Raw genomic sequence first — 25,145 nt, 5'->3', positions numbered from 1 at the left:
GCAAGTCCAGTCATCGTTACTCCATTGGTATGCTGATCAACGTGCGGACGGCGTATCGGTGCCGGGTCTATCCGGATCCCGAGCAGGCGGCGGTGTTGAACCGCACGTTCGGGTGCGTGCGCCTGGTGTGGAACAAGACATTGAGCGAACGGCGACACGTCTATCACACCGAGGGCAAGAGGACTTCCTACCGGGAGACCGACGCGGCAATGACGCAGTGGAAGCGCACCGACGATCTGGCATTCCTGCCTGAGGTGTCGTCGGTGCCGTTGCAACAGACGCTGCGGCACCAGCACGCCGCGTTCCAGAACTTTTTCGCCGGACGAGCGAGGTACCCGCGGTTCAAGTCCCGAACGGGTCGCCAGTCGGCGCACTACACGCGCTCGGCGTTCCGGATGCGCGAAGGCGCACTGATCCTGGCCAAGACCAGCACGCCGCTGCGAGTCGTGTGGTCGTTCGACGACGTGGACCTGGCTGCGATGGCTCCGACGATGGTCGTGGTCTCCCGCGAGCCGGACGGCCGCTGGTACGTGACCTTCGCCGTGGACACGGATGCACCCGCCCCGGCCGAGTCCACCGGGCACGCGATCGGTGTCGACCTCGGCTTGACGAGCTTCTTGGTGACCAGCGATGGTGACCGCATCGCTGGTCCCGGGCATCTGGCCCGCAAGGCGCTGAACCTGGCCCGCTACCACCGTCGCATGGTTCGGTGCCAGCGAGGCAGCAACAACCGCCGAAAAGCCAAGACCAAGGTCGCCCGTGCGCATCGCAAGGTCCGCAATGCCCGGCAGGACTTCCTGCACCGCACCACGACCGCGCTGGTCCGCTCGGCGGACGTGGTCGTGATCGAGGATCTCAACGTCGCGGGCATGATCCGCAACCGCCGCCTCGCCCGCGCCATCTCGGATGCGGGCTGGGGCGAGTTCCGGCAGCAGCTGGAGTACAAGTGCGCCCGCGCGGGCCGCACGCTGAGCGTCATCGATCGCTGGTGCCCCAGCAGCAAGACCTGTTCGAACTGCGGGCACCTGCTCGCCGATCTCACGCTGTCCACTCGGCACTGGACGTGTCCGAGTTGCCGCACCCGGCACGACCGGGACCTCAACGCGGCGAAGAACATCCTTGCGGCTGGTCGAGCCGTAGCCCGAGCTGAGCCGGGTGATGCCTGCGGAGCTGATATCAGACGGCAAGGGCCCTCCCGTCCGCAATCGGCGGTGAAACAGGAAACCCGTGCCGTGAGGCACAGCGCGTAAAGCGCTACCCGCCACAGGCGGGTGGGGACTCCCCGCCCTTCAACGGGGAGGAAGTCAACATGCCATCCTTGCACCGTGCTGCTGGTCTGCCGATTCCGCGTGTCCGACCCCGAGACGTTCACCGCGCGCGTCGCGGAGGCGGTGAAGCTCCTGACGGCCCAGCCCGGCTGCCACCGGGCCACGCTCGCGCGGTCGACCGACGAGGACGACCGCTGGGTGCTCACGGTCGAGTTCGAGTCCGTGGTGGCCTACCGGCGCGCGATGTCGCCGTTCCCCGTGCGCGAACACGTCATCCCGCTGCTGTCCGAGGCGCTGACCGACGAGCCCGCGATGTACGAACCGGCGCTTACCAGCGAGAACGGCGCGGTCGAGGAGCACACCAGCGTGCTCGCGGAGGACGCGTTCACGGTGCGGCTCGGCGAGGCCGCCGGGCCTACGACCCCGCGGCGATAGCCTCCATCTCCTTGACCCACTCCTCGTGCGAGTCGTGGGGCAGGAGCTCCAACGCCCGGCGGGCGGCCTCCGCGGCCTCGGACGTGCGGCCCAGCGCGTGCAGCGTCTTGGCCTTGCCGCTCTCCGCGTACGCCTCGGGCGTCTTCTCGAACGCGTCCAGCGCCTCGTCGAAGCGGCCGTTCTCGAAGTAGAACCAGCCGAGGTTGTTGTGCAGCGGGCCGAGCCAGCGCACCAGCTCCGGGTGCGCGACGACGATCTCCAGGCCCTGCTTCGTCCACTTCTCCGGGTCGTCGACCAGCGAGGCCATGTGCGCGGCGTCGACCGCGAGCGACAGGTCGCCGCGCGTCTTCGCGAGGATGAACGCCGCCACGAACAACGGCTGCGCGGCCTCCGCGTCCCCGGCCGAGCGGTGCAGCCGGCCGCGTTCGAGCAGTGCGCGCACCCGGCCCGTCGAGTCGGGCGCGACGAGCACCTCGGCCTCGTCGACCAGGGTGTGACCAGCGGCGAAGTTCTCCCGCAGGCCCTCGACGCGGGCGAGTTGCGTCAGCACCTCGGCACGCTCGTCGTCGGTCTCCACGTCGTCGATCAGCGCGCGGAACCTCGCCTCGGTGCCGTCGAGGTCGGCGAAGTCCCACAGCTCTCGCAGCCGGTCTTCCATTCGTGCAGGGTAAGGCTCCGGTCGCCCGTTCGGGGCGCAACGTGACGGGCTAGGCTTGGGCCCCCGATTCGCATTCCCCCGATGGAGTACCCCTTGCCCGCCGATCGCATCGAGACCGTTGTCAGCCTCTGCAAGCGCAGGGGGTTCGTCTACCCGTGCGGGGAGATCTACGGCGGTACCCGCTCGGCGTGGGACTACGGACCTCTCGGCGTCGAGCTCAAGGACAACATCAAGCGGCAGTGGTGGAACTTCATGGTCCGCGGCCGCGAGGACGTCGTGGGTCTCGACTCGTCCGTGATCCTGCCGCGTGACGTGTGGGTCGCCTCCGGTCACGTCGAGGCGTTCGTCGACCCGCTCGTCGAGTGCGAGTCGTGCCACAAGCGGTTCCGCGCGGACACGCTGTCCGAGGAGTACGCCGAGCGCACCGGCAAGGAGGTCGCCGAGGGCGACGTCTCCGACGTGCCGTGCCCGAACTGCGGCACCCGCGGCCAGTACACCGAGCCGAAGATGTTCAACGGCCTGCTCAAGACGCACCTCGGTCCGATCGAGACCGAGGAGGGCCTGCACTACCTGCGCCCCGAGACCGCGCAGGGCATCTTCACGAACTTCCTGAACGTGCAGACGACGTCGCGCAAGAAGCCGCCGTTCGGCATCGGCCAGATCGGCAAGTCGTTCCGCAACGAGATCACGCCGGGCAACTTCATCTTCCGCACCCGCGAGTTCGAGCAGATGGAGATGGAGTTCTTCGTCGAGCCCGGGACGGACGAAGAGTGGCACCAGTACTGGATCGACGAGCGCACCCGCTGGTACACGGACCTCGGCATCTCCAAGGAGAACCTGCGTCACTACGAGCACCCCAAGGAGAAGCTGTCGCACTACTCGAAGCGGACGGTCGACGTCGAGTACCGCTTCCAGTTCGGCGGCCAGGAGTGGGGTGAGCTCGAGGGCATCGCGAACCGCACCGACTTCGACCTCACGACGCACTCGAACCACTCGGGTGTCGACCTGTCGTACTTCGACCAGGCCACGAACTCGCGCTTCAAGCCGTTCGTCATCGAGCCCGCGGCCGGTGTCGGCCGCCCGATGATGGCGTTCCTGCTGGAGGCCTACACCGAGGACGAGGCCCCGAACGCCAAGGGCGGTGTGGACAAGCGCGTCGTGCTGAAGCTCGACCGCCGTCTCGCGCCGGTCAAGGTCGCGGTGCTGCCGCTGTCGCGCAACGCCGACCTCTCGCCCAAGGCCCGCGACCTCGCGACGGCCCTGCGCCGCAACTGGAACGTCGACTTCGACGACGCCGGTGCCATCGGCCGCCGCTACCGCCGCCAGGACGAGATCGGCACGCCGTTCTGCGTGACGGTCGACTTCGACACGCTGACCGACCTCGCCGTGACGGTGCGGGAGCGCGACACGATGTCGCAGGAGCGCGTGGCGATGGACCAGCTGGAGTCGTACCTCGCGGCGCGTCTGGTCGGCTGCTAGAACGCTGCTCTTCCCGGGCCCGGCGGACGTCCACCGGGCCCGTTCGCGTTGTCGAGGCAACAGAACGCACTGCTGGTGCGTGAAGGTCACATGCACGCATGGCGCCTTGGCTCGATGAGCCCGCAGCAGATCAGGCAGCTCGGCGTCGTGCTCGCGGCGGCCGGGCCGGGGCTGGGGCTCGCGGCGTTCGTCGCGGGGATGACGGTGCCGCTGTACGACTTCGCGCGCGTCCTGCTCGCGGGGGCGGGCGTCGTGGCGGCGGTCGGCTGCGCGGCCGTGGGGGTGGTCGTGATCCAGGTGCCGGACCTGCCGCGCCTCGCGAAGGCGCTCCGGTTCGGGTTCCTCGTCCCGTTCGTCGCGGGCTTCGTGGCGCTGCAGACGCTGTACACGGACTTCCCCGAGGTGGACGGTCTGCTCACGAGCCTGAGCTCGGTCGTGTTCACGATCGCCGTGGTGGCCTCGATGGGAGCCTCGATGACCATCGCCGCGTTGACGGACCGCAGTGTCGGGCGCGGCCCGTCGCCTGGCGGACGGGAGACCTTCCTGCCGTGATCCGGGGGATCAGCTCTGGACGCCCAGCTTCGTGAGAACGGCGGTGGCGACGGCGTTGATCGACTGGCGGGCCACCGTCCACGACCCGGTCGGGTTCGTGGTGAGCACGGCGACGGCGTAGCGGCCGTCGAGCACTCCCGCGCTGTGCAGGTAGACGTCGCTCGGCAGGTAGTACATCCACCCCTGCTTGGCGTAGGCGCCGGTGACGCCGAGCAGGCCGAACGCCTGGTCGAAGCCATCGGCGGCGGTGGGCGTGGCCTTCGACAGCGCGCCGACGACCGCGTCGCGCTGCGGTGAGCCGAGGACGTAGTCGTAGAGCCGCACCATGTCGTTCGCGGTGACGACGACCTCTCCCCACTGCGAGGGGTCGTCCGGGGCGTGCGTGCCGGTCAGGCCCGCTTCGGCGGCTACGACGCCGATGGCGTCCATGCCGTCGAACCTCGTCCACAGCACGTCCATCGCGTTGTCGTCGCTGAAGGACAGCGCGCGGTCGAGCAGGGCGACGTCGTCGGCCGACGGCTGCTGCTGCCAGGCGTAGACGGCCAGGATCAGCTTCGACAGCGATGCCGAGTAGAACGGCTTGTCGCCCTGCGCCGACACGAGCTGGCCCGACTCCAGGTCGAGGACGGCGAGGCCGACGTCGGACGCCCCTCCCGCGGCGGCCAGGGCCGCCGCGTCGAGGCCCGGTACGGCCGAGGACTTCTCCGGGCTCGCGTGCGCCGTGTCGGAGTCGCCGGGGTCGAGCGACCCCTCACCCGAGTCGAGCACGTCGGGGCCGCGCGAGATCTCGGCCGCGGGCTTGCCGTGCGCCAGGCACGGCGACGCTTCGGGGACGGCGAACACCGCCGTCACGAGGAGGAGGATCAGGGCCCAGCGCACCCCTCCAAGGTCCGTCTCACAGGAGCCTGGTGTCGAGCTTTTCCTCCTGTGCGGTTGCTGAAGAATCCTCCCTGACCACCACGTATGCGCCCGCGCCCTGACGTTCCGTCACCGCTTCGACCAGTTCCGTGCCGCGGTAGAGCAGTCCGGCGCCGTCGTCGGTGCAGTACGTCTTCGGCAGCACGCCGGTCGCGACGGCCTCGTGGATCTTCGGACGGCGCTGCTCCTCGGAGTCGTAGTGCACGCCGTTGCCGTACGGCAGGAAGCCCAGGCCGTTCGTGACGATGCGGAGGTCCGGGCCGAACGAGTCCGTGGCGCCGCCCGCGTGCCAGCAGATCGAGCCCGCCGACACGCCGCCGAGCACGACGCCCGCCTCCCACGCCGTGCGGAACACCGCGCCCAGACCGTGCACCTCCCACACCGCGAGCAGGTTCGCGACGGAGCCGCCGCCCACCCACACGACGTCGTGCGACAGGACGTAGTCCTCCAGGTCGTCCGTCGGCGGCATCGTGAAGAGGTTCAGCGGCGACACCTCGACGCCCGCGACCCGGCCCGCCTCCGCCATGTTCGCGTTCATGGCCCGCTGGTCGCCGCCCGCGGTGCCGACGTAGCACAGCCGCGGCGTGCGGCCGTCCACGCCGGACAGGTCGAGGGCGAAGTGGATCAGCTTGTGGAACTCGACGTAGGTCCGGCTCCCGGAGCGCAGACCTCCCGACGTGGCGAGGATGGTGGGCTGCTCAGCAGGCATGACGGTGATCCTCGCAGGGGCGTCAACGCGGAACGCGCGCGGTCTGGAACCATGCGTGGTGTGCGGACCACGCCCCTCAAGCCACTCGCCAGGATTCGCCGGATCGTGTTGCGCCTCGTCTTCGGGGCGTTGGTCGTCGGCATGCTCGTGGGCGGCGGCACGGCGTTCCGCGTGTGGCAGGTCGCCCGCGTGGACGACTGGACGAAGGCCGACATGGCGATCGTCCTCGGTGCCGCCCAGTACAACGGCGTCCCGTCCGACGTGCTCGCGGCCCGGCTCGAACACGCCCTCGGCCTCTACGAGGAGGGCGTCGTCAGCTACATCGCGACGACCGGCGGCCGGCAGCCCGGCGACAACTTCACCGAGGGCCAGGTCGGCAAGCTGTGGCTGGTCAAGCGCGGTGTCCCCGAGGACAGGGTGCTGCAGGTCGGGGAAGGCGCGGACACGCTCGGGTCGTTGCGCGCCGTCGCGTCCGTGGCCAGGGAGCGCGACCTCGAGACGGCCGTGATCGTCAGCGACCCGTGGCACTCGCTGCGCGCCCGAACGATGGCCGAGGACGCCGGTCTGCGCGCGTGGACGTCCCCGACCCGCGTCGGCCCGAACGTGCAGACGCGCGAGACGCAGTGGTTCTACATCAAGCGCGAGACCGGAGCGTTGCTCTACTACCGCCTGATGAAGGCGCACGCCGGCGTGTTCGACGAGCTCAAGCTCCCTAAAATCGGGTGATGGGATACACCGGCCACGACGCGGAGCGCCTGCTCGCGGAAGACCCGAAGAGCGCCGCGCTGCCGGGTGCCCGCACCGACACGCGCACGCCGTTCTCCCGCGACCGCGCCCGCGTGCTGCACTCCGCGGCGTTGCGCCGGCTGGCCGGCAAGACCCAGGTCGTCGGCCCCGGTGAGGGCTCCGAGGTCACCGGTGTGCCGCGCACGCGCCTCACGCACTCGCTGGAGGTCGCGCAGATCGGCCGCGGCATCGGCGAGGAACTGGGCTGCGACCCGGACATCGTCGACACGGCCGGCCTCGCGCACGACATCGGGCATCCGCCGTTCGGGCACAACGGTGAGAGGGCGCTGAACGAGCTCGCCGGTCCGTGCGGTGGTTTCGAGGGCAACGCGCAGACGTTCCGCATCCTCGCGCGCCTCGAACCGAAGACCGCGCACGGCCTGAACCTCACACGCGCTGTGCTCGACGCGGCGACGAAGTACCCGTGGGCGCGCACGCCGGGCATGGTGAAGTTCGGCGTGTACGACGACGACCTCGAAGTGTTCGAGTGGATGCGTGCGGGCGCACCGGACCGTGCGCGGTGCATCGAGGCGCAGGTGATGGACTGGGCCGACGACGTGGCGTACTCCGTGCACGACGTCGAGGACGGCGTGCTGGCCCACCGCATCAGCCTCGGCGCGCTGGCCCGTCCCGACGAACGGGGCGCCATCGCCTCGCTCGCCGCGAAGACGTTCTCCGACGAGTCCGTCGCCGCGCTGGAGGCCACCGCCGAGGAGCTCCTGAAGCTGCCGGTGATCGCTTACTGGACCGACCGCGAGTACGACGGCTCGCTCGGCGCCCAGGTGGCGTTGAAGAACCTCACCAGCGAACTGGTCGGCCGGTTCGCCTCCGCCGCCGTCACCGCCACCAGGGCCGTGCACGGCGACGGCGCGCTGACGAGGTACGACGCCGCGCTGGAGATCCCGAAGCAGGTCGCCGCCGAGGTGGCGCTGCTCAAGGCGATGGCCGTCCGGTACGTGATGAGCGACCCTGCCCGCCTGGCCATGCAGGCGACGCAACGCGACCTGATCACCGACCTGGTGGGCCGCCTGATGGAACGCCCGACGCTGCTCGACCCGGCGTTCCGCCCGGTGTTCGCGGCCGCTTCCTCTTACGCCGCACGGCTTCGCGTCGTCGTCGACCAGGTCGCGCTGCTCACCGACGCGCAGGCCGTGGCCTGGCACCGCGCATCGGCGTAGCTTCGAGGGGACGGCGGACGAACCGAGGGAGAACCGTGACTGATCAGGCCGACTTCGCCCTGGACCTGCACCGCGTCGCCGTACCCGACCCGTCGTCCACCGCCTGCTGGTCACCGTTCTCGGTCGCGAGCGCGCTCGCGCTGGCCAGGGAGGCCGCCCGCGGCGAGACCAGGGCCGAACTCGACGGGCTGCTGAAGGACTTCTCCGCCGCCGACGCCCTCGACGTCCCCGAACTGGCCGTCGCCAACACCCTGTGGGCCGACGACGACCTGACCCTGAACCCGGACTTCTCGCTGACGGACTCCGTCCGCCGCACGGCGTTCGAGGACCCCGCGACCGTCCGCAAGCTCGTCAACACCGACGTCGCCGAGACCACCCGCGGCCTCATCCCCGAACTCCTGACGGACCCGCCGCCCGCCGACGCCGCCGCGATCATCGTGAACGCGCTGTACCTCAAGGTCGGGTGGCTCACCGCGTTCTCCGCCGGCGAGACCGCGGACAGGCCGTTCCACGCGCCCGGCGGCGACGTGGACGTGCCGACGATGACGGTCACCGAGAAGTTCCGCTACGCCCACCGCGACGGCTGGCAGACGATCGTGCTGCCCGCGGACTCCGGCGTCGAGGCCGTGGTCCTGCTGCCGGACGACTCGCTGGAGCAGCCGCTGCCCCCGTCCGCGCTCACCGCGAAGACCTCGACGCGGCTCGAACTCTCACTGCCCAAAGTGGACGTGCGGGCGAGGTTCCAGCTCAAGGACACGTTGCGGCGGCTGGGTGTCGAGCGCATGTTCGCCCGTGACGCAGACTTCTCCGGCCTCTCGCCGGACGAGCGGATGTTCGTCGACGACGTCGTGCACGAGGCCGTGCTGCGGCTGGACGAGGAGGGCCTCGAAGGCGCGGCGGCCACCGCCGTCACGTTCCGCACGGTGTCGTTCGAGATCCCGGAGGACCCGGTCGTGGTGACGGTCGACCGGCCGTTCCTGCTGGCCGTGCGGCACGCGGGGTCCGGCGCGGTCTACTTCCTCGCTCAGGTCGCCCGTCCGTGACCGATCCGACGAGGTTCGCGCGGACGCGCCCAGCGCGGCTACTCCAGGACTGAGGGCCGGCCGACCGGCCTGCCCACAGTGGACGTTCGAGAGGCGCCGAACCCGTCGCGCGTCAGCAGATCGCCCATCCGTGAACCAATCGCCCCTGATGGGCGAGTGTTTCGCGCGGCGAGATCATGATCATGCGCTTACCGTTCTGCGCATGACCCAGCACGGTGCCGGCGAGCAGCTCGTCGTGCTCGCCGCGGCGGGCGCCACGAGGATCACCTGCTTCAGCGGCGTCACCATTCCCGTCCTGCTCAGGACCGAGTGCTACACGAAGGCGCTCACGAAGGCGCTGGGCCTCGCGCCGACGCCGGAGCTGCAACGCGACGGCGTGCTGCCTCAGTGCGTGTTCTTCATCCACGAGTACGCGCTGCGCACCGTCGTCGGCGGCAACCGGTTGATGGAGGACCAGGTCCTGCACCTGCTGTTCCACGCGCCGTCGATCCGGATCGTGCCGGCCGACGCGGGCGGGGCGGCGGCGGTCGGGCTCGACTACGCGCTCATCCAGTACGAGCACGAACCGCCGTTGGTGTACCTCGCGAACTGGACGCTCGCCAGCGACACGGAAACCGTCGAACGGGCCGTGGCCATCTTTCAGCGCATGCACGCGATCGCGCTCGACAACGAGAAGTCGCGCGACGTGCTCATGGAGTACGTGGCGGTGTACGACCGCTAAGGCGTGTTGCGGCGCAGGAAGAGGCGCATGCCGTCCTCGCCGGGCAGCGCGCACAGCAGCAGTTTGACGTTCTGGTGTCGCACCGGGACCGCACACGAGTCGCCTGCCAGCAGCGTTCCCGCCAGAAGGCCGGCCGACTCGTGGTCGATGTCCAGCACGAAGTCGTTGCTCATGGATGGACCCTATGAGTAGAGCGCTCGCACTCCCAGTCACCCAAAGGTGTTGTCACGTTCCGGCGGGCTGTCTCGTCCAGTGGGCATGACGAGGATCAAGGGAATCGCCAAGAAGGACGCCGGCCCGCTGCTCAAGGCCGTCTACTGGTTCGCGCGGCGCGAGTTCGGGGCCGTGCCGGAGCCCGTCACGGTGATGGCGCACCACCCGAAGCTGCTGATGGCGAGCGGACGGCACGAGCTCGCGGTCAAGAAGGCCGTCCACGGGCCGTTGTTCGAGCTCTGCGTCTACCGCACGGCGGTGAAGCTCGGCTGCTCGTGGTGCGTCGACTTCGGCGCGATGCTGATGAAGCACGGCGGCCTCGACATCGAGCGCCTCAAGCACATCGACGAGTACGCCACCTCGCCGCTGTTCACCGACCTCGAACGCAAGGCGCTCGCGTACGCCGACGCGATCACCGACACGCCTGTCGCCGTCACCGACGAGCAGGTCGCCGAACTGGAGGCGCTGCTGGGGCGCAAGGAGCTCGTCGCGCTGACCTACCAGGTCGCTCTGGAGAACCAGCGGGCCCGGTTCAACAGCGCGTTCGACATCAAGGACCAGGGTTTCACCAGCGGTGACGCGTGCCGGGTGCCGTTCGCCTGACCGGCTAGAGTGCCGCTGTCCTGCACGACGCACTTGGGGGAGCACGGCATGCCGGTCGACCGGTTCAAGTCCACGTGGGAGAACCTCGGCAAGGACGACCCGCTGTGGGCCGTGCTCACCGATCCCGAGCGACGCCACGGCGGCTGGGACCTCGACGAGTTCCTCGCCACCGGGGTCGGGCCGATCGCGTCGGTCGCGAACCTCGTCGACGAGGCCGGTCTGTCGTTCGGGGAGAGGCTGATCGACCTCGGGTGCGGTGCCGGGCGGCTGTCCCACGCGCTCGCCGCGCACGTGCACGAGGTCGTCGGGGTCGACGTCGCGCAGTCGATGGTCGACGAGGCGAACCGGATCAACCGGTTCCCCGACCGGCTGAGCTTCGTGCACTACGACGGGTTCCGGCTGCCGTTCGAGGACGAGTCGTTCGACTCCGCCCTCACCCTCATCTCCCTGCAGCACTCGCCGCCCCCGCTGCAGATCGCGGCCCTGCTCGAACTGCAGCGCGTGGTCCGGCCGGGCGGGGTGCTCGTGTTCCAGCTGCCCTGCCGCCCGAGCAAGCGCGAGGAGCTGACGACGGACGGCATGCGCGCCGCCATCGAGCTCCTCGACGCGCCCACGCCGATCGGCGCCGGTCAGGCCGTGCCGGTGCGGGCGCGCGTCACCAACACGAGCGGGCACACCTGGCCGTCCGGGCAGCTGATCCGGCTCGGCAACCACTGGCTGCGCGGCGACGACCCGGTCACCTGGGACGACGGCCGCACCGACCTGCCGCACGACGTCGCGCCGGGCACGTCCGTCGAGCTGGAGCTCCAGGTCGTCGCGCCCGAGGAGACCGGCGAGTACCAGCTCGAGCTGGACTTCGTGCAGGAAGGCGTCACCTGGTGGGCCCAGGTCGGCAGCACGCCGGTCCGCACGGCCGTGACCGTGGTCGCGGAGCCCGTCGCCGTCGCGCCGGCGTCCGGCGGGGAGCAGGAGATCGTCATCGCGGCCCTGCAGGCGCCCCACGAGCGCAAGGACGGCGGCATCGAGATGTTCGGCGTCGACACGAACCTCGTGCGGTTGCTCTTCGCGCACTGCGGTTCCGAGGTCGTGAACGTCGTCGCGGACGACATGGCGGGCGAGGACTGGGAGTCCTTCACCTACGTGGTCCGGCGCGGCGAGACGATCTGACGTGGAGAAGGTCACCCTGACGGGCGCGCAGGAGACCATGCTCGCGACGCTGCACGGGCGGGCGCTCGACAGCCAGCGCCCGCAGTCCGTGCTGCACGACGTCGAGGCGAAGCGCGCCATGGACCGCATCGACTACGACTTCGGCAAGACCGGCATGAACACGACGAGTGCCGTCGGTGTCGCGATCCGCGGCCGGGTGCTGGACGACTGGGCGCGCGAGTTCTTGCAGCGCAACCCCGTCTGCACCGTGCTGCACCTCGCGTGTGGGCTGGACACGCGCGCGCAACGGCTCGAACGGCCGGACAGCGTGCGGTGGGTCGACGTGGACATGCCGGACGTCGTCGCGTTGCGGCGCAAGCTGTTGCCGACGCCCGAGGGCGACTATCGGCTCGTGGCGTCGTCGGTGACGGAAGACGCGTGGCTCGCCGACGTGCCCGCCGACCGTCCTGTGGTGGCGGTGTTCGAGGGCCTGTCGATGTACCTGACCCAGGCCGAGGGCCACGCGTTGATCAGCAGGATCACGAGCCGCTTCTCCAGCGGTGAGCTGCTGTTCGACGTCTACGGCTCGTGGGGCATCAAACTGCAGAAGCTCGTGCCCGCCGTGAAGAACGCGGGCGCGACGTTGCACTGGGGTGTCGACGATCCGCGCGAGATCGAGGCGCTGCACCCCGGACTGACCACAGTGGACTCGTGGCGCAGCGTGGACCTGCCGCACCTGGACGCGTTGCCCAGGTCCGGCAGGATCCAGATGAAGGTCGTCAGCGCGATCCCGAAGCTGCGTGACGTCGGGAAGCTGCTGCGGATGCGGTGGTAGGTCAGACGTCCAGGACGAAGTCGAACTTGGCCGTGTAGCGGTTGCCCACGAGCGGGCCGAGCTCGACCTCGCACTCGCGGTCGAGGTAGGCGTCGCGCCGGTTGAGGTACGCCACGTTCATCCCGTACGCCCGCAGGTTGTCCGGGAAGAAGAGCTGCGTCGTGAGGATCCGGCCGCCGCGCGGCTGCGCCTTGACGTGGATGTGCGGGGTGCGGCCCGGGTAGTCCTTGGGCACGATCGTCTCCAGCACGTACGCGCCGGAGGCGTTCGTGAACTGGTGGCCGCGCATCTTGAACGTCGTGTTGTCGTAGACGCCCCGGTCGTCGGACTGCCAGAAGTCCAGCAGCGCGTTGGGGATCGGCTTGCACTTCATGGTGTAGACGAACCCGGTGATGCTGAGCACGACGCCGGTGACGCCGGGCGTGCGCAGGTTCGTGCGCTGCGGGGAGTTCCGCTTGAAGTAGGGACCCTCGATGTTCGACGGGGTGTCGTCGTCATCGACGCAGGTCGGGGTCAGGGGCAGGGGTGCGCTGCGCGCCGTGGTGGTGCCGGCGGCGGTCAGTGCGACCACGGCGGCCGCACCGGTCGCCAGGAAGGCCCGGCGGGAGGGGATGTCGTGTTCGGGCATGTTCGGACTCCGGTGGTTGCAACCCGCGGCAGGGGGCTTGGGCTGGACCGACGAGGCCGAACGTTAGCCCCGGAACGATTCCCGGCTCCAGTTACGGTCCAGACCAAAAGCCCTAGAACGCCACGTGGGTCAGCTTGTCCGGGTTCGCGATGTCGTAGATGGCCGCGACCTTGCCCTCGTGCACCGTGAACGCCGTGACGCGTGCGGTCACCTCGCCGTACGCGGGCATGAGAACGCCGATGTCGCCGTTGACGAACATCGGCCGGTGCTCCTCCGGGTAGCCGTACTTGCGCATCAGGCCGAGGAAGAAGCGAGCGACCTTGTCCGCGCCGGAGACCGTGTGGACCGCCGTGCGCACCTTGCCGCCGCCGTCGCCGATCATGACCGCGTCCGGGTGCAGCAGCTCGAGCACGCGGTCGATGTCCCCGCTCGCCATGGCGTGCAGGAACTTCTCCAGCACCTCCTGCTGCTCCGCCAGCTTGGCGCGGGGCGGCGGCTCGGCGTCCGCGACGGCCTTGCGGGCACGGGAGGCGTGCTTGCGCGCGGCCGCCTCCGAGACCTGCAGCACGTCGGCGATCTCGGTGAACGGCAAGGAGAACGCGTCGTGCAGCACGAACGCGACGCGCTGGTCCGGGGTGAGCCGGTCGAGCACCACCAGCGCCGCCATCCGCACGCCGTCGGCCTGCACCACGCTCGCCAGCGGGTCGTCCTCGCCGGTCGTGAGCAGCGGCTCGGGCAGCCACGAGCCCACGTACGTCTCGCGGCGCACGGCGGCGGAGCGCAGCCGGTCGAGGCAGATGCGGCTGACGACCGTCGTGAGCCAGCCGCGCGCGTCCTCGATGCCCTCGGCCTTCGCGAACCGGGGCCACGCCTCCTGCACCGCGTCCTCGGCGTCGGCGAAGCTGCCGGTCAGCCGGTAGGCGACGCCGATCAGGTGCGCGCGGTGGAGTCCGAAGACGTCGGCGGTGGTCACGATGGGCAGTTTGCCAGGGGATTAGACTCGGACGCGTGGCAGGACGCATCAGGGAGAGCGACATCGCGTTGGTGCGTGAGCGCAGCCGCATCGACGAGGTCGTGGGGGACCAGGTTTCGCTCAAGCGGGCCGGCGGCGGTGCGTTGAAGGGCCTGTGCCCGTTCCACGACGAGAAGACGCCCTCGTTCAACGTGCGCCCGTCGCACGGCACGTTCCACTGCTTCGGCTGCGGCGAGGGCGGCGACGTGATCGCCTTCGTGATGAAGGTCGAGCACCTGTCGTTCGTGGAGGCCGTCGAACGGCTCGCGGACCGGGCGGGCATCCAGCTCACCTACGAGGGCGGCGGTGCGACGATCCAGCGCGACCGCGGCACCCGCAGCAGGCTCATCGAGGCGCACAAGGCCGCCCAGGAGTGGTACGCCGAGCAGCTCAAGACGCCCGAGGCGCAGCCCGCGCGGGAGTTCCTCGCCGAGCGCGGGTTCGACGAGGCCGCCGCCCGCCAGTTCGGCTGCGGGTTCGCGCCGGGCGGCTGGGACAAGCTCACGAAGCACCTGCTGGGCCGCGGCTTCGAGCTGCAGGAGCTGATCAAGTCGCAGCTCACCAAGGAGGGCCGGCAGGGGCCGATCGACCGGTTCCACCGGCGGTTGCTGTGGCCGATCAGGGACATCGGCGGCGAGGTCGTCGGGTTCGGCGCGCGCCGGATCTTCGACGACGACCCGATCCAGGCGAAGTACCTCAACACCAGCGAGTCGATGATCTACAAGAAGTCGCAGGTGCTGTTCGGCCTCGACCTGGCCAAGCGCGAGATCGCGAAGCGCAAGCAGGCCGTGATCGTCGAGGGCTACACCGACGTGATGGCGATGCACCTCGCGGGCGTGCCGACGGCCGTCGCGTCGTGCGGCACGGCGTTCGGCACGGACCACATGAACGTGCTGCGCAGGCTGCTGATCGACGACGACGTGAACGGCGAGGTCATCTTCACCTTCGACGGCGACGAGGCGGGCCAGAAGGCCGCCCTGAAGGCGTTCGACGGGGAGCAGCACTTCTCCGCGCAGACCTACATCGCGGTCGCGCCGGACGGCATGGACCCGTGCGAGCTGCGCCAGAACAAGGGCGACGTGGCGGTGCGCGACCTGGTGGCGCGGCGCATCCCGCTGATCGAGTTCGCGATCAAGGCCCAGCTCCGGTCGTACGACCTCGACTCCGTGGACGGGCGCGTCGAGGCGCTGAAGAAGATGGTGCCGTTCGTCGCGCAGATCAAGGACCGCGCCAAGCGCGACGGCTACGCGACCCGCCTCGCCTGGTGGGTGGGCTGGGACGACGAGGCGATGGTCGTGCGCCGCGTCCGCCAGACCGCCGGCGGCAAGGCGCCCGTGCCCGCTCAGCAGCGCGTCGACCCGAACCAGATGGCGCTCGGCGTGGAGGTCGACGGACCACCCCGGCCGAACCCGCGCGACCCCCGGCTCGTGCCGGAACGCGAGGTGCTCAAGATCGCACTGCGGCTGCCGGAGTACGCCGGCCCGCTGTACGACTCGCTGCCGGACGAGTCCTTCACCGACCCGGCCTACGTGGCGCTGCACCGCGCGATCCGCGAGGCCGGTGGCGCGTCCTGCGGCCTCGAGGGCACGGCGTACCTCGACGCGATCTCGCAAGCGTGCTCGCACGCGTCGGTGCGGTCGGTGCTGACCGAGCTCGCCGTGGAACCGTTGGCGGTCAAGCAGAACGACGAGTTCCGCTACGTGTCGATGGTGATCGCGCGGCTGCAGGAGGTCCAGGTCGGCAAGCAGGTCGAGGACGTGAAGTCGCGCCTGCGGCGGCTGTCCCCGATCAAGGACGCCGACGAGTACCGGGCGCTGTGGGGTGACCTGGTGGCGCTGGAGGAGTACCGCAAGGCGCTCCTGCAGCAGAGCGCTGGAGTGCTGTAGTGGGGTTGTTCCGACGGTTGTTCGGCGACGGGGCTCCGGACGGGTTCACGGGCTCGTTGGAGCGCGATGAGACGGTGATCGCGCACGCACCGGTGACGGGTGGTGGCCACCTCGTGGCGACGTCGCTCGGGCTGTGGGTGCCGGGGGAGCCGCCGCGGCGGATCGGCTGGCACCTGGTCAGCAAGGTGAAGTGGGAGGGCGCGCTGCGGGTGGTGGAGGCCGTCGAGGCCTCCGTCGAGGGTCCCGTCGTGCTGCTGGAGGACCGGCCGGCGCTGCGGTTCGTGCTCGACCGGCCGGACCGGGTGATGCGGGCGATCAGCCAGCGCGTCGAGGGGTCGATCCGGCACCGCGAACGCGTCGACTCGCCGGGTGTGTGGATTCTGCAGCGCAAGATCCCCGGGCAGGACGGGGTGGTGTGGCAGGCGCGGGGGGACGCGGACGTGGACCTCGGTGCGGTGCGTGCGGCGGTGGCGCCGTTCGCGGCGAAGCTCGCCGGCTAGGAGGCCGACGCGGAACCGCGTGGGCGCCGTTCGGCGGGAACCTCGCGGATTGCGCGGGCGCCGGGAACCTGGCGGGAACAGCGCGGGTGCCGGTTGCCGGGAAGCTCGCGGGATAGCGCGGTTCCGTGCGCCGAGAACTCTGCGCAGACCGCGCCGCGCCGTTGACCGAGATCTTCGGGGACCCTGCGGCGCCGTTCGCCGAGGACCTTGCGGGCTAGCAGTACGCGTGTACTGTTAGTCGTATGTGGGATCCGGCGCAGTACTTGGCCTTCGCCGATCACCGGGCGAGGCCGTTCTACGAACTCGTGGGGCGCGTACGGGCTGAGGAGCCCCGTCGTGTCGTGGACGTGGGCTGTGGCCCCGGCAACCTGACCACCTCGCTGTCCACGCGCTGGCCGTCCGCCGTCATCGAGGCGTTCGACTCGTCGCCGGAGATGGTCGAGGCGGCGCGGGAGGCCGGTGTCGACGCCCGCGTGGACGACGTCACGACCTGGGAACCGTTGCCGGACACCGATGTGGTGGTGTCGAACGCGGTCCTGCAGTGGGTGTCCGAACATCCCTCGATCGTGTCTAAATGGCTCGGGGTCCTGCCGGGCGGTGCGTGGCTCGCGTTCCAGGTCCCCGGCAACTTCGCCGGCCCTTCGCACCGACTGGTGCGCGAGGTGGCCGGGTCCGCGTTGGCGCACGTCTTCCGTGCCGAGAAGCCTGTCCTGGACCCCGTGGAGTACGCGGACCTGCTCGGCGACTGCTCCACTGTGGACGTCTGGGAGACGACGTACGTGCAGCGCCTCTCCGGTCCCGATCCGGTCCTCGAATGGGTGACCGGCACGGCTTTGCGGCCGGTGCGGGCGGCTTTGTCCTCAACGGACTGGGAGGCCTACGTGGCGGAACTGGCGCCGCGGCTGCGCGAGGCGTACCCGCAGCGAGCCGACGGCACCACTTGGTTCCCCTTCAGGCGGATCTTCGCGGTCGCCCAGGTGTGAGGCCTGTCACTTCTGGTGCGTGGCGGGCGGCACGAAGACCTTGCCGTTGCTCTCGTCGTGGTGCTTCCAGGGAGCCTTCTCGGCTGCCTTCCCGGCGGCGTCGGCGGCCAGGTCCTTGGCCTGAACTGCGGCTTCGAACGCCTTGTCCTTCGCCTGGGCTGCCGTCTTGCGCACCGTCGGGTTCGCGGTGAACCGGTGCCAGAGGCGCACGATCTGGTCGTAGCGCTCCCGTCCGGCCTTCGCGCCGAGCACGTAACCGATCGCCGCGCCGACCAAGATGCCCTTCATGTGCCGTCTCCTCTCGCATCGTGCCTGGTCAGGCCCTGTTCAGCCACAAAGTGGGGGGTGCTTGCAAAACCCCTTTTGAGGCTCATGTAGAGTTACCCACTGTCAGGAGGAACCAAGCCTGACAGGCAAGAACAACAGAACATTCCCCCATAGCTCAATTGGCAGAGCATGCGACTGTTAATCGCAGGGTTACTGGTTCGAGTCCAGTTGGGGGAGCTAGAACGGCCGCCAGGGTACCTCTGGCGGCCGTTCTCGTTCGTGCGGGGACTCAGGCCCAGGCCCCCGGTCCGCCAACTGGGGTCTTCCGCTTTGAGCGGCCTTGCTCCAGCGTGTGTGCATGTCCCGCTACGCGAACCTCCGCCGCATCTCGTCGCTGGATCCCGTCGCGGACCACGAGGAGATCATGCGCATCTCCGCCGGCCTGGAGTTCCCGTGGGACTACCAGAAGTCGCTGGAGATGGCCCTCTTCCGCACGTACTGCGTCCCGACGATCTCCGGCCTGCTGGAACGCACCGGCGAGTTCGAACGGCGCCCGCAGAAGCGCTACGACGACACGGCCGTCCTGATGGCCGAACTGGTCGAACACGGCTATGACTCCCCACGGGGCCGTGAGGCGCTCCGAGTCGTGAACCGCCAACACGGCCGTTACGACATCTCGAACGACGACATGCTCTACGTCCTGTCGACCTTCATCTATGACCCGATCGAGTGGCTTTCGCAGTACGGCTGGCGCCCGCTGACCCGCACCGAGCAGCTGGCGTCGTTCCACTTCTACCGCGCGGTCGGCGCCCGCATGGGCATCAAGGAGATCCCCGCGGACTACGACGAGTTCCTCGCGTTCAAGACGGCCTACGAGCAGGACCACTTCGTGTTCGCGCCGTCGAACCGCCGCATCGGCCAGTACACGCTGGACCTGTTCTGCTCGTGGTACCCGTCCGTGACGCGGCCGGTGGTCGCACGGGCCGTGGTCGCGATGCTGGACGCGGCGATGGTGCGCGCGTTCGGCTTCACGCCGCCACCGCCGTGGGTCGGCGCGCTAGGCCGCCGTGCGTTGCGCATGCGGGCGTTCGTGGTTCGGCACATGCCGGTGCGCAAGGCGCTCAAGCTCACCAACACCCGCAACCGCACCTACCCGGGCTACCCGCGCGGCTACCGCCCGTCGGACCTCGGCGCGATCTCCAGCACCGCTCGCTGACCGTTGAGGGCGAACCCCACGGCCTTGAGGAACTCGTTGCCGGGCTTGAAGTCGTCGAGCCGCACGTGCACCCGCGTGACGTCCGGGAAGCGCCCGGCCAGCGCCCGCACCATCTCGCGCCCGATGCCCCACCGCCGCAGGTCCTTGGGCACCAGGAAGAACCGGATGCTCGCCTCACCGGGCGCGGGGTGGTCCAGCACGAGGTCGACGAACCCGATCATGCCCTGCGCCTGCGCGACCAGCAGCCGCTTCTGCTCGAACGCGGCACCCTCCGGCAACGCGTAGAAGAGGCTCTGCACGTCACCGGGCCCGGACGGGTGGCCGGTCGAGGCCTGGAACCAGTCGTCGCAGTCGGCGAACAACGCCAGCACCTCGGGCTCGTCCGCCGGGGTGAAGTCGCGGAGGGTCAGACGCACGTGTCCAGCCTATGTGTCGCTCGCCACGGGGGTGCGCAAGGCCTGTCCGGCGTGATCGGTATCCTCCACCACGCAGCGTCGACGGGCTGGGGGTCCGTGGCTGCGACGGGGGCAGTAGCTCAGTTGGTCAGAGCAGCGGACTCATAATCCGTCAGGTCGTGGGTTCGAGCCCCACCTGCCCCACAAACTCCCTGCTCAGTGGGGGTGAGCCTGAAGTGCTTCAAGATCACCCCCACACTTTTGCCTCACTTTACGAGTTGGACCACTTAGCTCCGTCCAGCGCATCAGCCGCTCGGCGACTGCTGACCCGACGCCCCATGTAGACGTCCTGGGCAGTCGAGACCTTCGAGTGCCCGAGCTGCTCGGCGATCTGGCGAGCCGACAGCCCGGCATCGTCCAAGATCGTCGCGACTGACCGCCTGAAGGTCCGGAAGGTCACCCACGGGTAGCCCAGCACGGCCGCGGAACGCTCGCCAGTCGGAGAGGGTGTTGTGCTTGTCGCGAAGCGTCCCGAGGGAGTTCGGGAACACCGGCCCTTCCAGCTCGGCCTCAGTCACGTTGAAGAACGGGTCTGGGTACGACGCCGAACATCATTCGCTGCTCGGGGAGCTGCAGCAGCAAGAACAGCGTAAGAGGAACGTGCCTAACGGTTACTGGATCGCAGAGGCGGACCCACAAGCAGCGAAGGAAGCTGTTAGCCGTCAGTTCTGCGGGAGCGATGTCGAGTGGTGCGTTCTCGCAACGGACGGAGCGCAGAGGGTCATCGATCACGTAGGCGTGCGCTGGGAATCCGTTGCCCTCATGCCAGATCACGAGCTTGCGGCGCTACTGCAGCGGCTCCACGACTGGGAACAGTTCGAGGACCCTACGGCCAAGTTCTTGCCTCGCGCCAAGCAGCACGATGACAAGGTTCTGGTGACCTGGACTCGGTAACAGGCTCATGACCGGCGTGTTCAGAGTTTCTTTTCTTCATCAAGGCGGCCCCCTGCGGGGGCCGCTGGCCGTTGGTGCCCATCCGAGAACGGCAGACCTACGCGCCTCTTTCTCCGCCGCGCCCAAGGCCGCCTCCGGCGTCCGAGCGCGGCGGGCGAGGCATGCGCGCAGGTCGACCGTTCTCGGACAGGAACGGCCAGCGTCCCCCGCAGGAAACCGCTGCAAGTAGACAAATTAGGACAACTATCGCCTAAGTACCTTGCCGATCAGATCCGACAGAGCCTGCCAGAGGTAACCAGCCGCGAAGCCTGGGCCGTAGGTCATCCGCTCAGCGATCGCGGCCACCCTGTCAGTCGCAGTCTGTGTGACTACGTCCGTGTCCACAAGCGAACTGATGAACTCTGGATCTGGCCTTCCAGATACAAGCACCTCAACCACCCAGGCATCCCTTCGCTTAAGCAGCAGAGGGGTCAGCTCGATAACCGCGTTGGTAGCACCAAGGGCAGGCCCAACGGTATGCATGCCATGAGTCGCACTGATCATCCCGTACAGAGTGCTGTTCAACTGCACCTGCACAGACTTTCCAGCGTCAAAATGACTGCTCGCAATGTCAGACGGGCCGACGTTCTCCACGTGGATCGTGAGTAGGTACGGCTCATCGACAGGTAGACCATGAAAGGTGATCTTCAGCGCGTCGGCCCCGCCACCCTGGATGTCAGGAACGAGCGGCGTAGCCTCAAAAAGGACCAGGAGCCTCCGCCGGCGAGTCCCGTACTTTCTCGTCACCCAGGCCGCGATCGGGACCGCGACGACCGCCACCACCAGAGCAGCGAGAGCGAGTTTGGCTTCAAGGCTCACACGGACAGTCTGACGTACCCGTTGCGACGGCCCTCACTTGATCCGCTGTCAGCGCAGGTCTCATGCAGCCGCCGGTCCGCGAAGGTCTACGGCGCGTAGTGTGTCCGGCCGCCCCTCATGCCTCAAGTCCTGATCGCGCTCACGAAACATCGTCAGCCCGCGGATTGTCGCAGCGATCAGGGCTTGACCCATGAGCCTCTGCGGCCTGAGGCAGGGAGCTACGGTCAGGCCAAGTGGCCTGCCCTCGAAGGCGCGCGCCGCAGACCTCCACTCAGCAGACACCAGGCTCTACGACGAGTGGTCAGAGCGATCGTCGGTACGAGCGCCAGGCGGTACTTTGAAGCGGTGGTCAGGGCGCTCGGCTGCCGCACCTGTGGACAGCTCGATGCCTTGGGGGCATCGACCAGCCCACAGGCTTGCCCTCGATGTCATGTGGTCGCGGAGGCACGATCATCTCCACACTTTTCCCTCACATAATGACGGAAAACGTCCACTGCCAGCGGTTTGGAACGGCAACCGCGAGACTGGATCACCGCAGGTAAATCTAGGTATGAGCAGGGGATGGCAGATGTAGGCAGAGGCCACGTCTTACCCGTCAGGTCGTGGGTTCGAGCCCCACCTGCCCCACCAGCTCTCTCAGGTGCGCAGGCCCTCGACGTAGATCGACAGGAAGCGCCGCCACTCGTCCGGCGAGTCGCGGATGACCTGCGCCATCGCCCTCGTCAGCGTCGCCAGGTCCGCGATCGTGTAGTCGGCGCGCAGCACGCCCGCCGCGAGGGCGCGGTCCATCAGCACGCCCGCGTGGCCGGCGCCGCGGTGGCAGGCCGAGACCACCTCGGGGGCGTTCGGCAGGTCGCGGGCCAGGACGTCGTTCAGGCCGCGGTCCTCTGCCTGCAGTGCGTAGAGGTCCTCGAGGTAGCCGGCGAAGGCCCGCCACGGGTCCGGTTCGGCCAGGGCCTTCTCGCCGATGACGTCCAGGGCGGCCAGGCGCTGCGGGAAGATCTGCGCCACGAAGTCGTCGCGGGTCGGGAAGTGCTTGTACAGCGTGCCGATGCTGACCTCGGCTCTGCGGGCGATGTGTTCGAGCGGCACGTCGAGGCCGCGTTCCGCGAACAGTTCCGCGGCCGCTACCAGCAGCTTGTCCCTGTTGCGCGCCGCGTCGGCGCGCAGGGGCCTCGACGCCGTGACCATGCGGCAGATCCTACTCGGCGGTTAAGTCGAGGGTGCCCTCATGTTTTGTGGTAGCGTCGGCGGGCGTAAGTCGAGGGGTGCCTCGAATTAGCGTTCGGAAGGAAGAAGTCATGTCTCCCAAGGCGTTGGTGCTCGGGGTCGGTCCCGGGCTCGGCATGTCGATCGCGCGCCGGTTCGCGGGTGAGGGGTACGAGATCGCGCTCGTCTCGCGGAGTGCGCGGCGGCACGAGGCGTACCTGGCGGAGCTGCCCGGTGCGCGGGCGTTCGCGTGCGACGTGCGGGACAGCGCGCAGCTCGCGTCCACTGTGGACGAGGTCGGGCCGGTCGACGTCGTGTACTACGGGCCGGGTGCCACGGACCTGAGCGAGGCGCCGGAGGACATCACGGCGACGACGCCGGAGCTCGCCCGCGCCGCCATGGAGTGGCTCTACCCGGCGGTCGACGTCGTGCAGCGGGTGTTGCCGGCCGTGGTGGAACGGGGTGGCGGCCTGCTGTTCGCCGGGGGACTGAGCGCCGTGCGGCCGATGCCGATGCTCGGGTCGCTCGCGCTTTCCGGTGCCGCGCTGCGGAACTACGCGCTGACGCTCAACGCGGCGCTCGCCGACAAGGGCGTGTACGCGGGCACGCTCACCATCGGCGGGCTCGTCGAGCGCGGCGACATCCACCAGGCCGTGCGGGCCGACCCCGGGAGGTTCGGTGAGGTGCGGACGCTCGACCCCGACGCCATCGCGGACACGGCGTGGCAGATGTTCGTGAAGCGCGATCGGGCCGAGGAGGTGTTCTCGGTGTTCTAGAGGTACGAACCCGGCGTGTGGCCCAGGGAGCGGCGGAAGACGTCGATGAACGCGCTCGCGGTGGCGAAGCCGCACTGCAGGGCCGCGGTGGTGACCGAGTGGCCCTCGGCCAGCAGGCGCAGGGCGTGGTAGAGCCGCACCTGCGTGCGCCACTGGGGGAAGGTCATGCCCATCTCGTCGCGGAACAGCCTGGTCAACGTCCTGCCGCTGGCGCCGGCGGCACGGCCGAGAGCGTCGAGACCGCGAGTGTCCGAGGGGTCGGTCTCGAGCACCGCGCAGACCGCCGCGAGTCTGGGGTCGCGGGCGGCGGGGACGCGCACCGGTCGTTCGGACGCGGTGGCCAACTGGTCGAGCAACACCGCACGCATTCGTTTGCCCGCAGGGGTTTCTCGGTCGGTGAGCTCCGTGTAGGTGATGAGCAGCTCACGCAGCAGAGGGGAGACGGCGAGGGCCGTCGGCTCGTGGAGTTTCAACGGGTTTTGCGTGAGCCCGAGGAAATGCAGCCGTGTGACGCCATACGCGCGATGGGAGTGCACGGTGCCGGAGGGGATCCACAACGCACGGTGCGTGGGAGCTATCCAGCGTGACGACTCCGTGTGAACGGCCACGACGCCACGGCTGGCGTAGACGATCTGGTGCTCGTCGTGCCAGTGCGCGGTGACACCACTGGTGGCCGCCAGGTCGCGGCTCGTGGTCGGTGCCGCCGGCAGATGGCGAGTATTCGACATACATCGGCAGATTATCGGAATCGCGAACGTCGTGGCGGGGCCAGGATCGAGACGTGGACAACTCTCGCCGGCGGATGTCGGTCCTGGTCGCGGGGCACGCGGTGGACGACCTGTACCAGGGCGCGGTGCCGGCCGTCGTGCCGTTCCTCGTCCTCGAACGCGGCTACGGCTACGTCGCGGCGGCCGGCATCACGGTCGCCGCGACGCTGCTGTCGTCGGTCGTGCAGCCGCTGTTCGGGGTGCTGACCGACCGGCGGCCGATGCCGTGGCTCGTGCCGGTCGGCATGACGGTCGCGGGCGTGGGCGTCGGGTTGTCGGGCCTGAGCGACTCGTACGTGCTGACCTGGCTCGCGATCGCGCTGTCCGGACTCGGCGTCGCCGCCTACCACCCCGAGGCCGCCCGCCTGGTCCGCCGCGTGGCGCGGGACAGCCACGTCGGCATGAGCTGGTTCTCGGTGGGCGGCAACGTCGGGTTCGCGCTGGGACCGGTGCTCGTCACACCGGTGCTGGCGTTCGGCGGGCTCGCGTGGAGCCCGCTCCTGACCGTTCCCGCGCTGGTGGGCGGCGTGTGCACGGCGGTGGCGCTGCGCGGTGTGCACGGAGCCTCGTCGTCGGTCGCGGTGGCGGCGGGCCGTGACGACTGGGGGCAGTTCGGCAGGCTGACGGTGGTGATCGTCGCGCGGTCGATGGTGACGTTCGGGCTCGGCACGTTCCTCGCGCTCTGGGTGACCGGCCGGGTCGGGGGCGGACCGGCGGCCGGCGCGGCGGCCCTGGTGGTGCTGTTCGGAGTGGGCGCCGCCAGCACGTTGCTCGGCGGCGTGCTGGCCGGGCGGTACGGCAGAGTTCGCGTGCTGCAGGTGTCCTACGCGGTCGCGGTACCGGCGGTCGCCGGAGTCGCGTTGGTGCCCGGTCCGGCCATGTACGTGATGGTGGCTCTCACGGCCGTGTCGCTGTACGTGCCGTTCTCGCTGCACGTCACCCTCGGCCAGGACTACCTGCCCAACCGCCTCGGCACGGCCAGCGGTGTCACGCTCGGCCTGGCGGTCAGCATCGGTGGCCTGGGCTCCCCGGTCGTCGGTGCCGTGGCAGGCGCGACGAGTCTCCAGTGGGGGCTGTTGTCTCTCGTAGTGCTGCCCATCGTCGCGTGAGTCGCGGCACGCGGTTTGCGCTCACCTGTGCGCGTGTAGCT

Annotated in this window: 28 protein-coding genes, 2 tRNA genes and 1 pseudogene; 19 read left to right on the top strand and 12 right to left on the bottom strand. The window is 69.3% G+C overall.

Annotated features, from left to right (window positions below; genetic code table 11):
* Positions 1-29 precede the first annotated feature (29 nt).
* Positions 30-1,250: an RNA-guided endonuclease TnpB family protein gene (locus tag ABZX02_RS36155; protein ID WP_355305251.1), complete on the top strand. Its 1,221-nt coding sequence runs from the start codon at positions 30-32 to the stop codon at positions 1,248-1,250.
* A gap of 75 nt (positions 1,251-1,325) precedes the next feature.
* Positions 1,326-1,703 (top strand): antibiotic biosynthesis monooxygenase family protein, encoded by a 378-nt coding sequence (locus ABZX02_RS36150; protein ID WP_355305250.1) that lies wholly within the window; start codon positions 1,326-1,328, stop codon positions 1,701-1,703.
* On the opposite strand, the gene ABZX02_RS36145 is transcribed toward ABZX02_RS36150, so the two are convergent.
* Positions 1,684-2,361, bottom strand: coding sequence for a tetratricopeptide repeat protein (locus ABZX02_RS36145; RefSeq protein ID WP_355305248.1), 678 nt, complete (start codon positions 2,359-2,361; stop codon positions 1,684-1,686). The genes ABZX02_RS36150 and ABZX02_RS36145 overlap by 20 nt on opposite strands.
* A 93-nt stretch (positions 2,362-2,454) precedes the next feature.
* Here ABZX02_RS36145 and ABZX02_RS36140 point away from each other — a divergent pair, with 93 nt between their 5' ends.
* Both ABZX02_RS36140 and ABZX02_RS36135 read left to right on the top strand, forming a co-directional pair.
* Positions 2,455-3,840 (top strand): glycine--tRNA ligase, encoded by a 1,386-nt coding sequence (locus ABZX02_RS36140; RefSeq protein WP_355305382.1) that lies wholly within the window; start codon positions 2,455-2,457, stop codon positions 3,838-3,840.
* A 90-nt stretch (positions 3,841-3,930) separates the two neighbouring features.
* The gene (locus ABZX02_RS36135; RefSeq protein ID WP_355305246.1) at positions 3,931-4,392 is read left to right on the top strand and encodes a hypothetical protein; all 462 of its coding nucleotides are present in this window, start codon (positions 3,931-3,933) and stop codon (positions 4,390-4,392) included.
* Positions 4,393-4,401: 9 nt separating this feature from the next.
* On the opposite strand, the gene ABZX02_RS36130 is transcribed toward ABZX02_RS36135, so the two are convergent.
* Positions 4,402-5,271, bottom strand: a complete 870-nt coding sequence (locus ABZX02_RS36130) for a serine hydrolase (RefSeq protein WP_355305244.1) — start codon at positions 5,269-5,271, stop codon at positions 4,402-4,404.
* Positions 5,272-5,287: 16 nt separating this feature from the next.
* Positions 5,288-6,019 carry a peptidase E gene (locus ABZX02_RS36125; RefSeq protein ID WP_355305243.1) on the bottom strand — a complete coding sequence of 244 codons (732 nt, stop codon included), beginning with the start codon at positions 6,017-6,019 and terminating at the stop codon, positions 5,288-5,290.
* Between the two features lie 141 nt (positions 6,020-6,160).
* Here ABZX02_RS36125 and ABZX02_RS36120 point away from each other — a divergent pair, with 141 nt between their 5' ends.
* The 4 genes from ABZX02_RS36120 (at position 6,161) to ABZX02_RS36105 (ending at position 9,747) form a co-directional block, all read left to right on the top strand.
* Positions 6,161-6,745 (top strand): YdcF family protein, encoded by a 585-nt coding sequence (locus ABZX02_RS36120; protein ID WP_355305380.1) that lies wholly within the window; start codon positions 6,161-6,163, stop codon positions 6,743-6,745.
* The gene (locus tag ABZX02_RS36115; RefSeq protein WP_355305241.1) at positions 6,745-7,983 is read left to right on the top strand and encodes a deoxyguanosinetriphosphate triphosphohydrolase; all 1,239 of its coding nucleotides are present in this window, start codon (positions 6,745-6,747) and stop codon (positions 7,981-7,983) included. The genes ABZX02_RS36120 and ABZX02_RS36115 overlap by 1 nt, the downstream gene beginning before the upstream one ends.
* A gap of 35 nt (positions 7,984-8,018) precedes the next feature.
* The gene (locus tag ABZX02_RS36110) at positions 8,019-9,026 is read left to right on the top strand and encodes a serpin family protein (RefSeq protein ID WP_355305239.1); all 1,008 of its coding nucleotides are present in this window, start codon (positions 8,019-8,021) and stop codon (positions 9,024-9,026) included.
* 202 nt (positions 9,027-9,228) lie between these two features.
* The gene (locus ABZX02_RS36105) at positions 9,229-9,747 is read left to right on the top strand and encodes a Scr1 family TA system antitoxin-like transcriptional regulator (protein ID WP_355305237.1); all 519 of its coding nucleotides are present in this window, start codon (positions 9,229-9,231) and stop codon (positions 9,745-9,747) included.
* On the opposite strand, the gene ABZX02_RS36100 is transcribed toward ABZX02_RS36105, so the two are convergent.
* Positions 9,744-9,920: a hypothetical protein gene (locus ABZX02_RS36100; RefSeq protein ID WP_157512840.1), complete on the bottom strand. Its 177-nt coding sequence runs from the start codon at positions 9,918-9,920 to the stop codon at positions 9,744-9,746. The two genes, ABZX02_RS36105 and ABZX02_RS36100, sit on opposite strands and share 4 nt — an antisense overlap.
* Before the next feature lie 85 nt (positions 9,921-10,005).
* On the opposite strand from ABZX02_RS36100, the gene ABZX02_RS36095 reads away from it, so the two are divergent.
* From ABZX02_RS36095 to ABZX02_RS36085, 3 genes are read left to right on the top strand one after another with little or no spacing between them, the layout of a single operon-like run.
* Complete coding sequence (locus tag ABZX02_RS36095; protein ID WP_355305235.1) at positions 10,006-10,563, top strand: carboxymuconolactone decarboxylase family protein; 558 nt, start codon at positions 10,006-10,008, stop codon at positions 10,561-10,563.
* Between the two features lie 48 nt (positions 10,564-10,611).
* Positions 10,612-11,730, top strand: coding sequence for a class I SAM-dependent methyltransferase (locus ABZX02_RS36090; protein ID WP_355305233.1), 1,119 nt, complete (start codon positions 10,612-10,614; stop codon positions 11,728-11,730).
* A 1-nt stretch (position 11,731) separates the two neighbouring features.
* Positions 11,732-12,544: a class I SAM-dependent methyltransferase gene (locus tag ABZX02_RS36085; RefSeq protein WP_355305231.1), complete on the top strand. Its 813-nt coding sequence runs from the start codon at positions 11,732-11,734 to the stop codon at positions 12,542-12,544.
* Position 12,545: 1 nt separating this feature from the next.
* Here ABZX02_RS36085 and ABZX02_RS36080 read toward each other — a convergent pair whose 3' ends face one another.
* Positions 12,546-13,172, bottom strand: coding sequence for a dioxygenase (locus ABZX02_RS36080; protein WP_355305229.1), 627 nt, complete (start codon positions 13,170-13,172; stop codon positions 12,546-12,548).
* Positions 13,173-13,284: 112 nt separating this feature from the next.
* Complete coding sequence (locus tag ABZX02_RS36075) at positions 13,285-14,145, bottom strand: sigma-70 family RNA polymerase sigma factor (RefSeq protein ID WP_355305227.1); 861 nt, start codon at positions 14,143-14,145, stop codon at positions 13,285-13,287.
* Between the two features lie 35 nt (positions 14,146-14,180).
* On the opposite strand from ABZX02_RS36075, the gene dnaG reads away from it, so the two are divergent.
* The 3 genes from dnaG to ABZX02_RS36060 all read left to right on the top strand — a co-directional run bounded on the left by dnaG (position 14,181) and on the right by ABZX02_RS36060 (position 17,553).
* Positions 14,181-16,070 (top strand): DNA primase, encoded by a 1,890-nt coding sequence (gene dnaG / locus ABZX02_RS36070; RefSeq protein ID WP_355305225.1) that lies wholly within the window; start codon positions 14,181-14,183, stop codon positions 16,068-16,070.
* The gene (locus ABZX02_RS36065; RefSeq protein ID WP_355305224.1) at positions 16,070-16,570 is read left to right on the top strand and encodes a hypothetical protein; all 501 of its coding nucleotides are present in this window, start codon (positions 16,070-16,072) and stop codon (positions 16,568-16,570) included. Before dnaG ends, ABZX02_RS36065 begins: the two co-directional genes overlap by 1 nt.
* A gap of 242 nt (positions 16,571-16,812) precedes the next feature.
* On the top strand, positions 16,813-17,553 hold the full coding sequence (locus ABZX02_RS36060) for a trans-aconitate 2-methyltransferase (RefSeq protein ID WP_355305222.1): 741 nt from the start codon (positions 16,813-16,815) through the stop codon (positions 17,551-17,553).
* A 6-nt stretch (positions 17,554-17,559) separates the two neighbouring features.
* Here ABZX02_RS36060 and ABZX02_RS36055 read toward each other — a convergent pair whose 3' ends face one another.
* Positions 17,560-17,841 carry a hypothetical protein gene (locus ABZX02_RS36055; protein ID WP_355305221.1) on the bottom strand — a complete coding sequence of 94 codons (282 nt, stop codon included), beginning with the start codon at positions 17,839-17,841 and terminating at the stop codon, positions 17,560-17,562.
* Positions 17,842-17,984: 143 nt separating this feature from the next.
* On the opposite strand from ABZX02_RS36055, the gene ABZX02_RS36050 reads away from it, so the two are divergent.
* Positions 17,985-18,057 (top strand) — tRNA-Asn (locus ABZX02_RS36050).
* A 121-nt stretch (positions 18,058-18,178) separates the two neighbouring features.
* Positions 18,179-19,036, top strand: a complete 858-nt coding sequence (locus ABZX02_RS36045; RefSeq protein ID WP_355305219.1) for an oxygenase MpaB family protein — start codon at positions 18,179-18,181, stop codon at positions 19,034-19,036.
* Here the strand turns inward: ABZX02_RS36045 and ABZX02_RS36040 are convergent.
* A complete protein-coding gene (locus tag ABZX02_RS36040; protein WP_355305217.1) occupies positions 18,991-19,452 on the bottom strand; it encodes a GNAT family N-acetyltransferase in 462 nt (153 codons plus the stop codon). The genes ABZX02_RS36045 and ABZX02_RS36040 overlap by 46 nt on opposite strands.
* A 108-nt stretch (positions 19,453-19,560) precedes the next feature.
* Between ABZX02_RS36040 and ABZX02_RS36035 the strand changes: the two genes are divergently transcribed.
* A tRNA-Ile gene (locus ABZX02_RS36035) sits at positions 19,561-19,635 on the top strand.
* Positions 19,636-20,628: 993 nt separating this feature from the next.
* Here the strand turns inward: ABZX02_RS36035 and ABZX02_RS36030 are convergent.
* Both ABZX02_RS36030 and ABZX02_RS36025 read right to left on the bottom strand, forming a co-directional pair.
* A complete protein-coding gene (locus ABZX02_RS36030; RefSeq protein ID WP_355305215.1) occupies positions 20,629-21,243 on the bottom strand; it encodes a hypothetical protein in 615 nt (204 codons plus the stop codon).
* Between the two features lie 636 nt (positions 21,244-21,879).
* On the bottom strand, positions 21,880-22,434 hold the full coding sequence (locus tag ABZX02_RS36025) for a helix-turn-helix domain-containing protein (RefSeq protein ID WP_355305213.1): 555 nt from the start codon (positions 22,432-22,434) through the stop codon (positions 21,880-21,882).
* Positions 22,435-22,544: 110 nt separating this feature from the next.
* Between ABZX02_RS36025 and ABZX02_RS36020 the strand changes: the two genes are divergently transcribed.
* Positions 22,545-23,228 (top strand): SDR family NAD(P)-dependent oxidoreductase, encoded by a 684-nt coding sequence (locus ABZX02_RS36020; protein WP_355305211.1) that lies wholly within the window; start codon positions 22,545-22,547, stop codon positions 23,226-23,228.
* Here the strand turns inward: ABZX02_RS36020 and ABZX02_RS36015 are convergent.
* On the bottom strand, positions 23,225-23,701 hold the full coding sequence (locus tag ABZX02_RS36015; protein WP_355305378.1) for an AraC family transcriptional regulator: 477 nt from the start codon (positions 23,699-23,701) through the stop codon (positions 23,225-23,227). The genes ABZX02_RS36020 and ABZX02_RS36015 overlap by 4 nt on opposite strands.
* A gap of 30 nt (positions 23,702-23,731) precedes the next feature.
* A pseudogene (locus tag ABZX02_RS36010) lies at positions 23,732-23,956 on the bottom strand (AraC family ligand binding domain-containing protein); the annotation flags it as partial.
* 53 nt (positions 23,957-24,009) lie between these two features.
* Here ABZX02_RS36010 and ABZX02_RS36005 point away from each other — a divergent pair.
* Entirely contained in the window at positions 24,010-25,104 is a 1,095-nt protein-coding gene (locus tag ABZX02_RS36005; RefSeq protein WP_355305210.1) for an MFS transporter, read from the top strand.
* The last annotated feature ends 41 nt before the right edge of the window (positions 25,105-25,145 follow it).

Source organism: Lentzea sp. NPDC003310, from assembly GCF_040610935.1.
GTDB lineage: Bacteria > Actinomycetota > Actinomycetes > Mycobacteriales > Pseudonocardiaceae > Lentzea.
The sequence above is the reverse complement of the archived record's forward strand: the minus strand, read 5'-3'. Positions and strand labels throughout refer to the sequence as shown.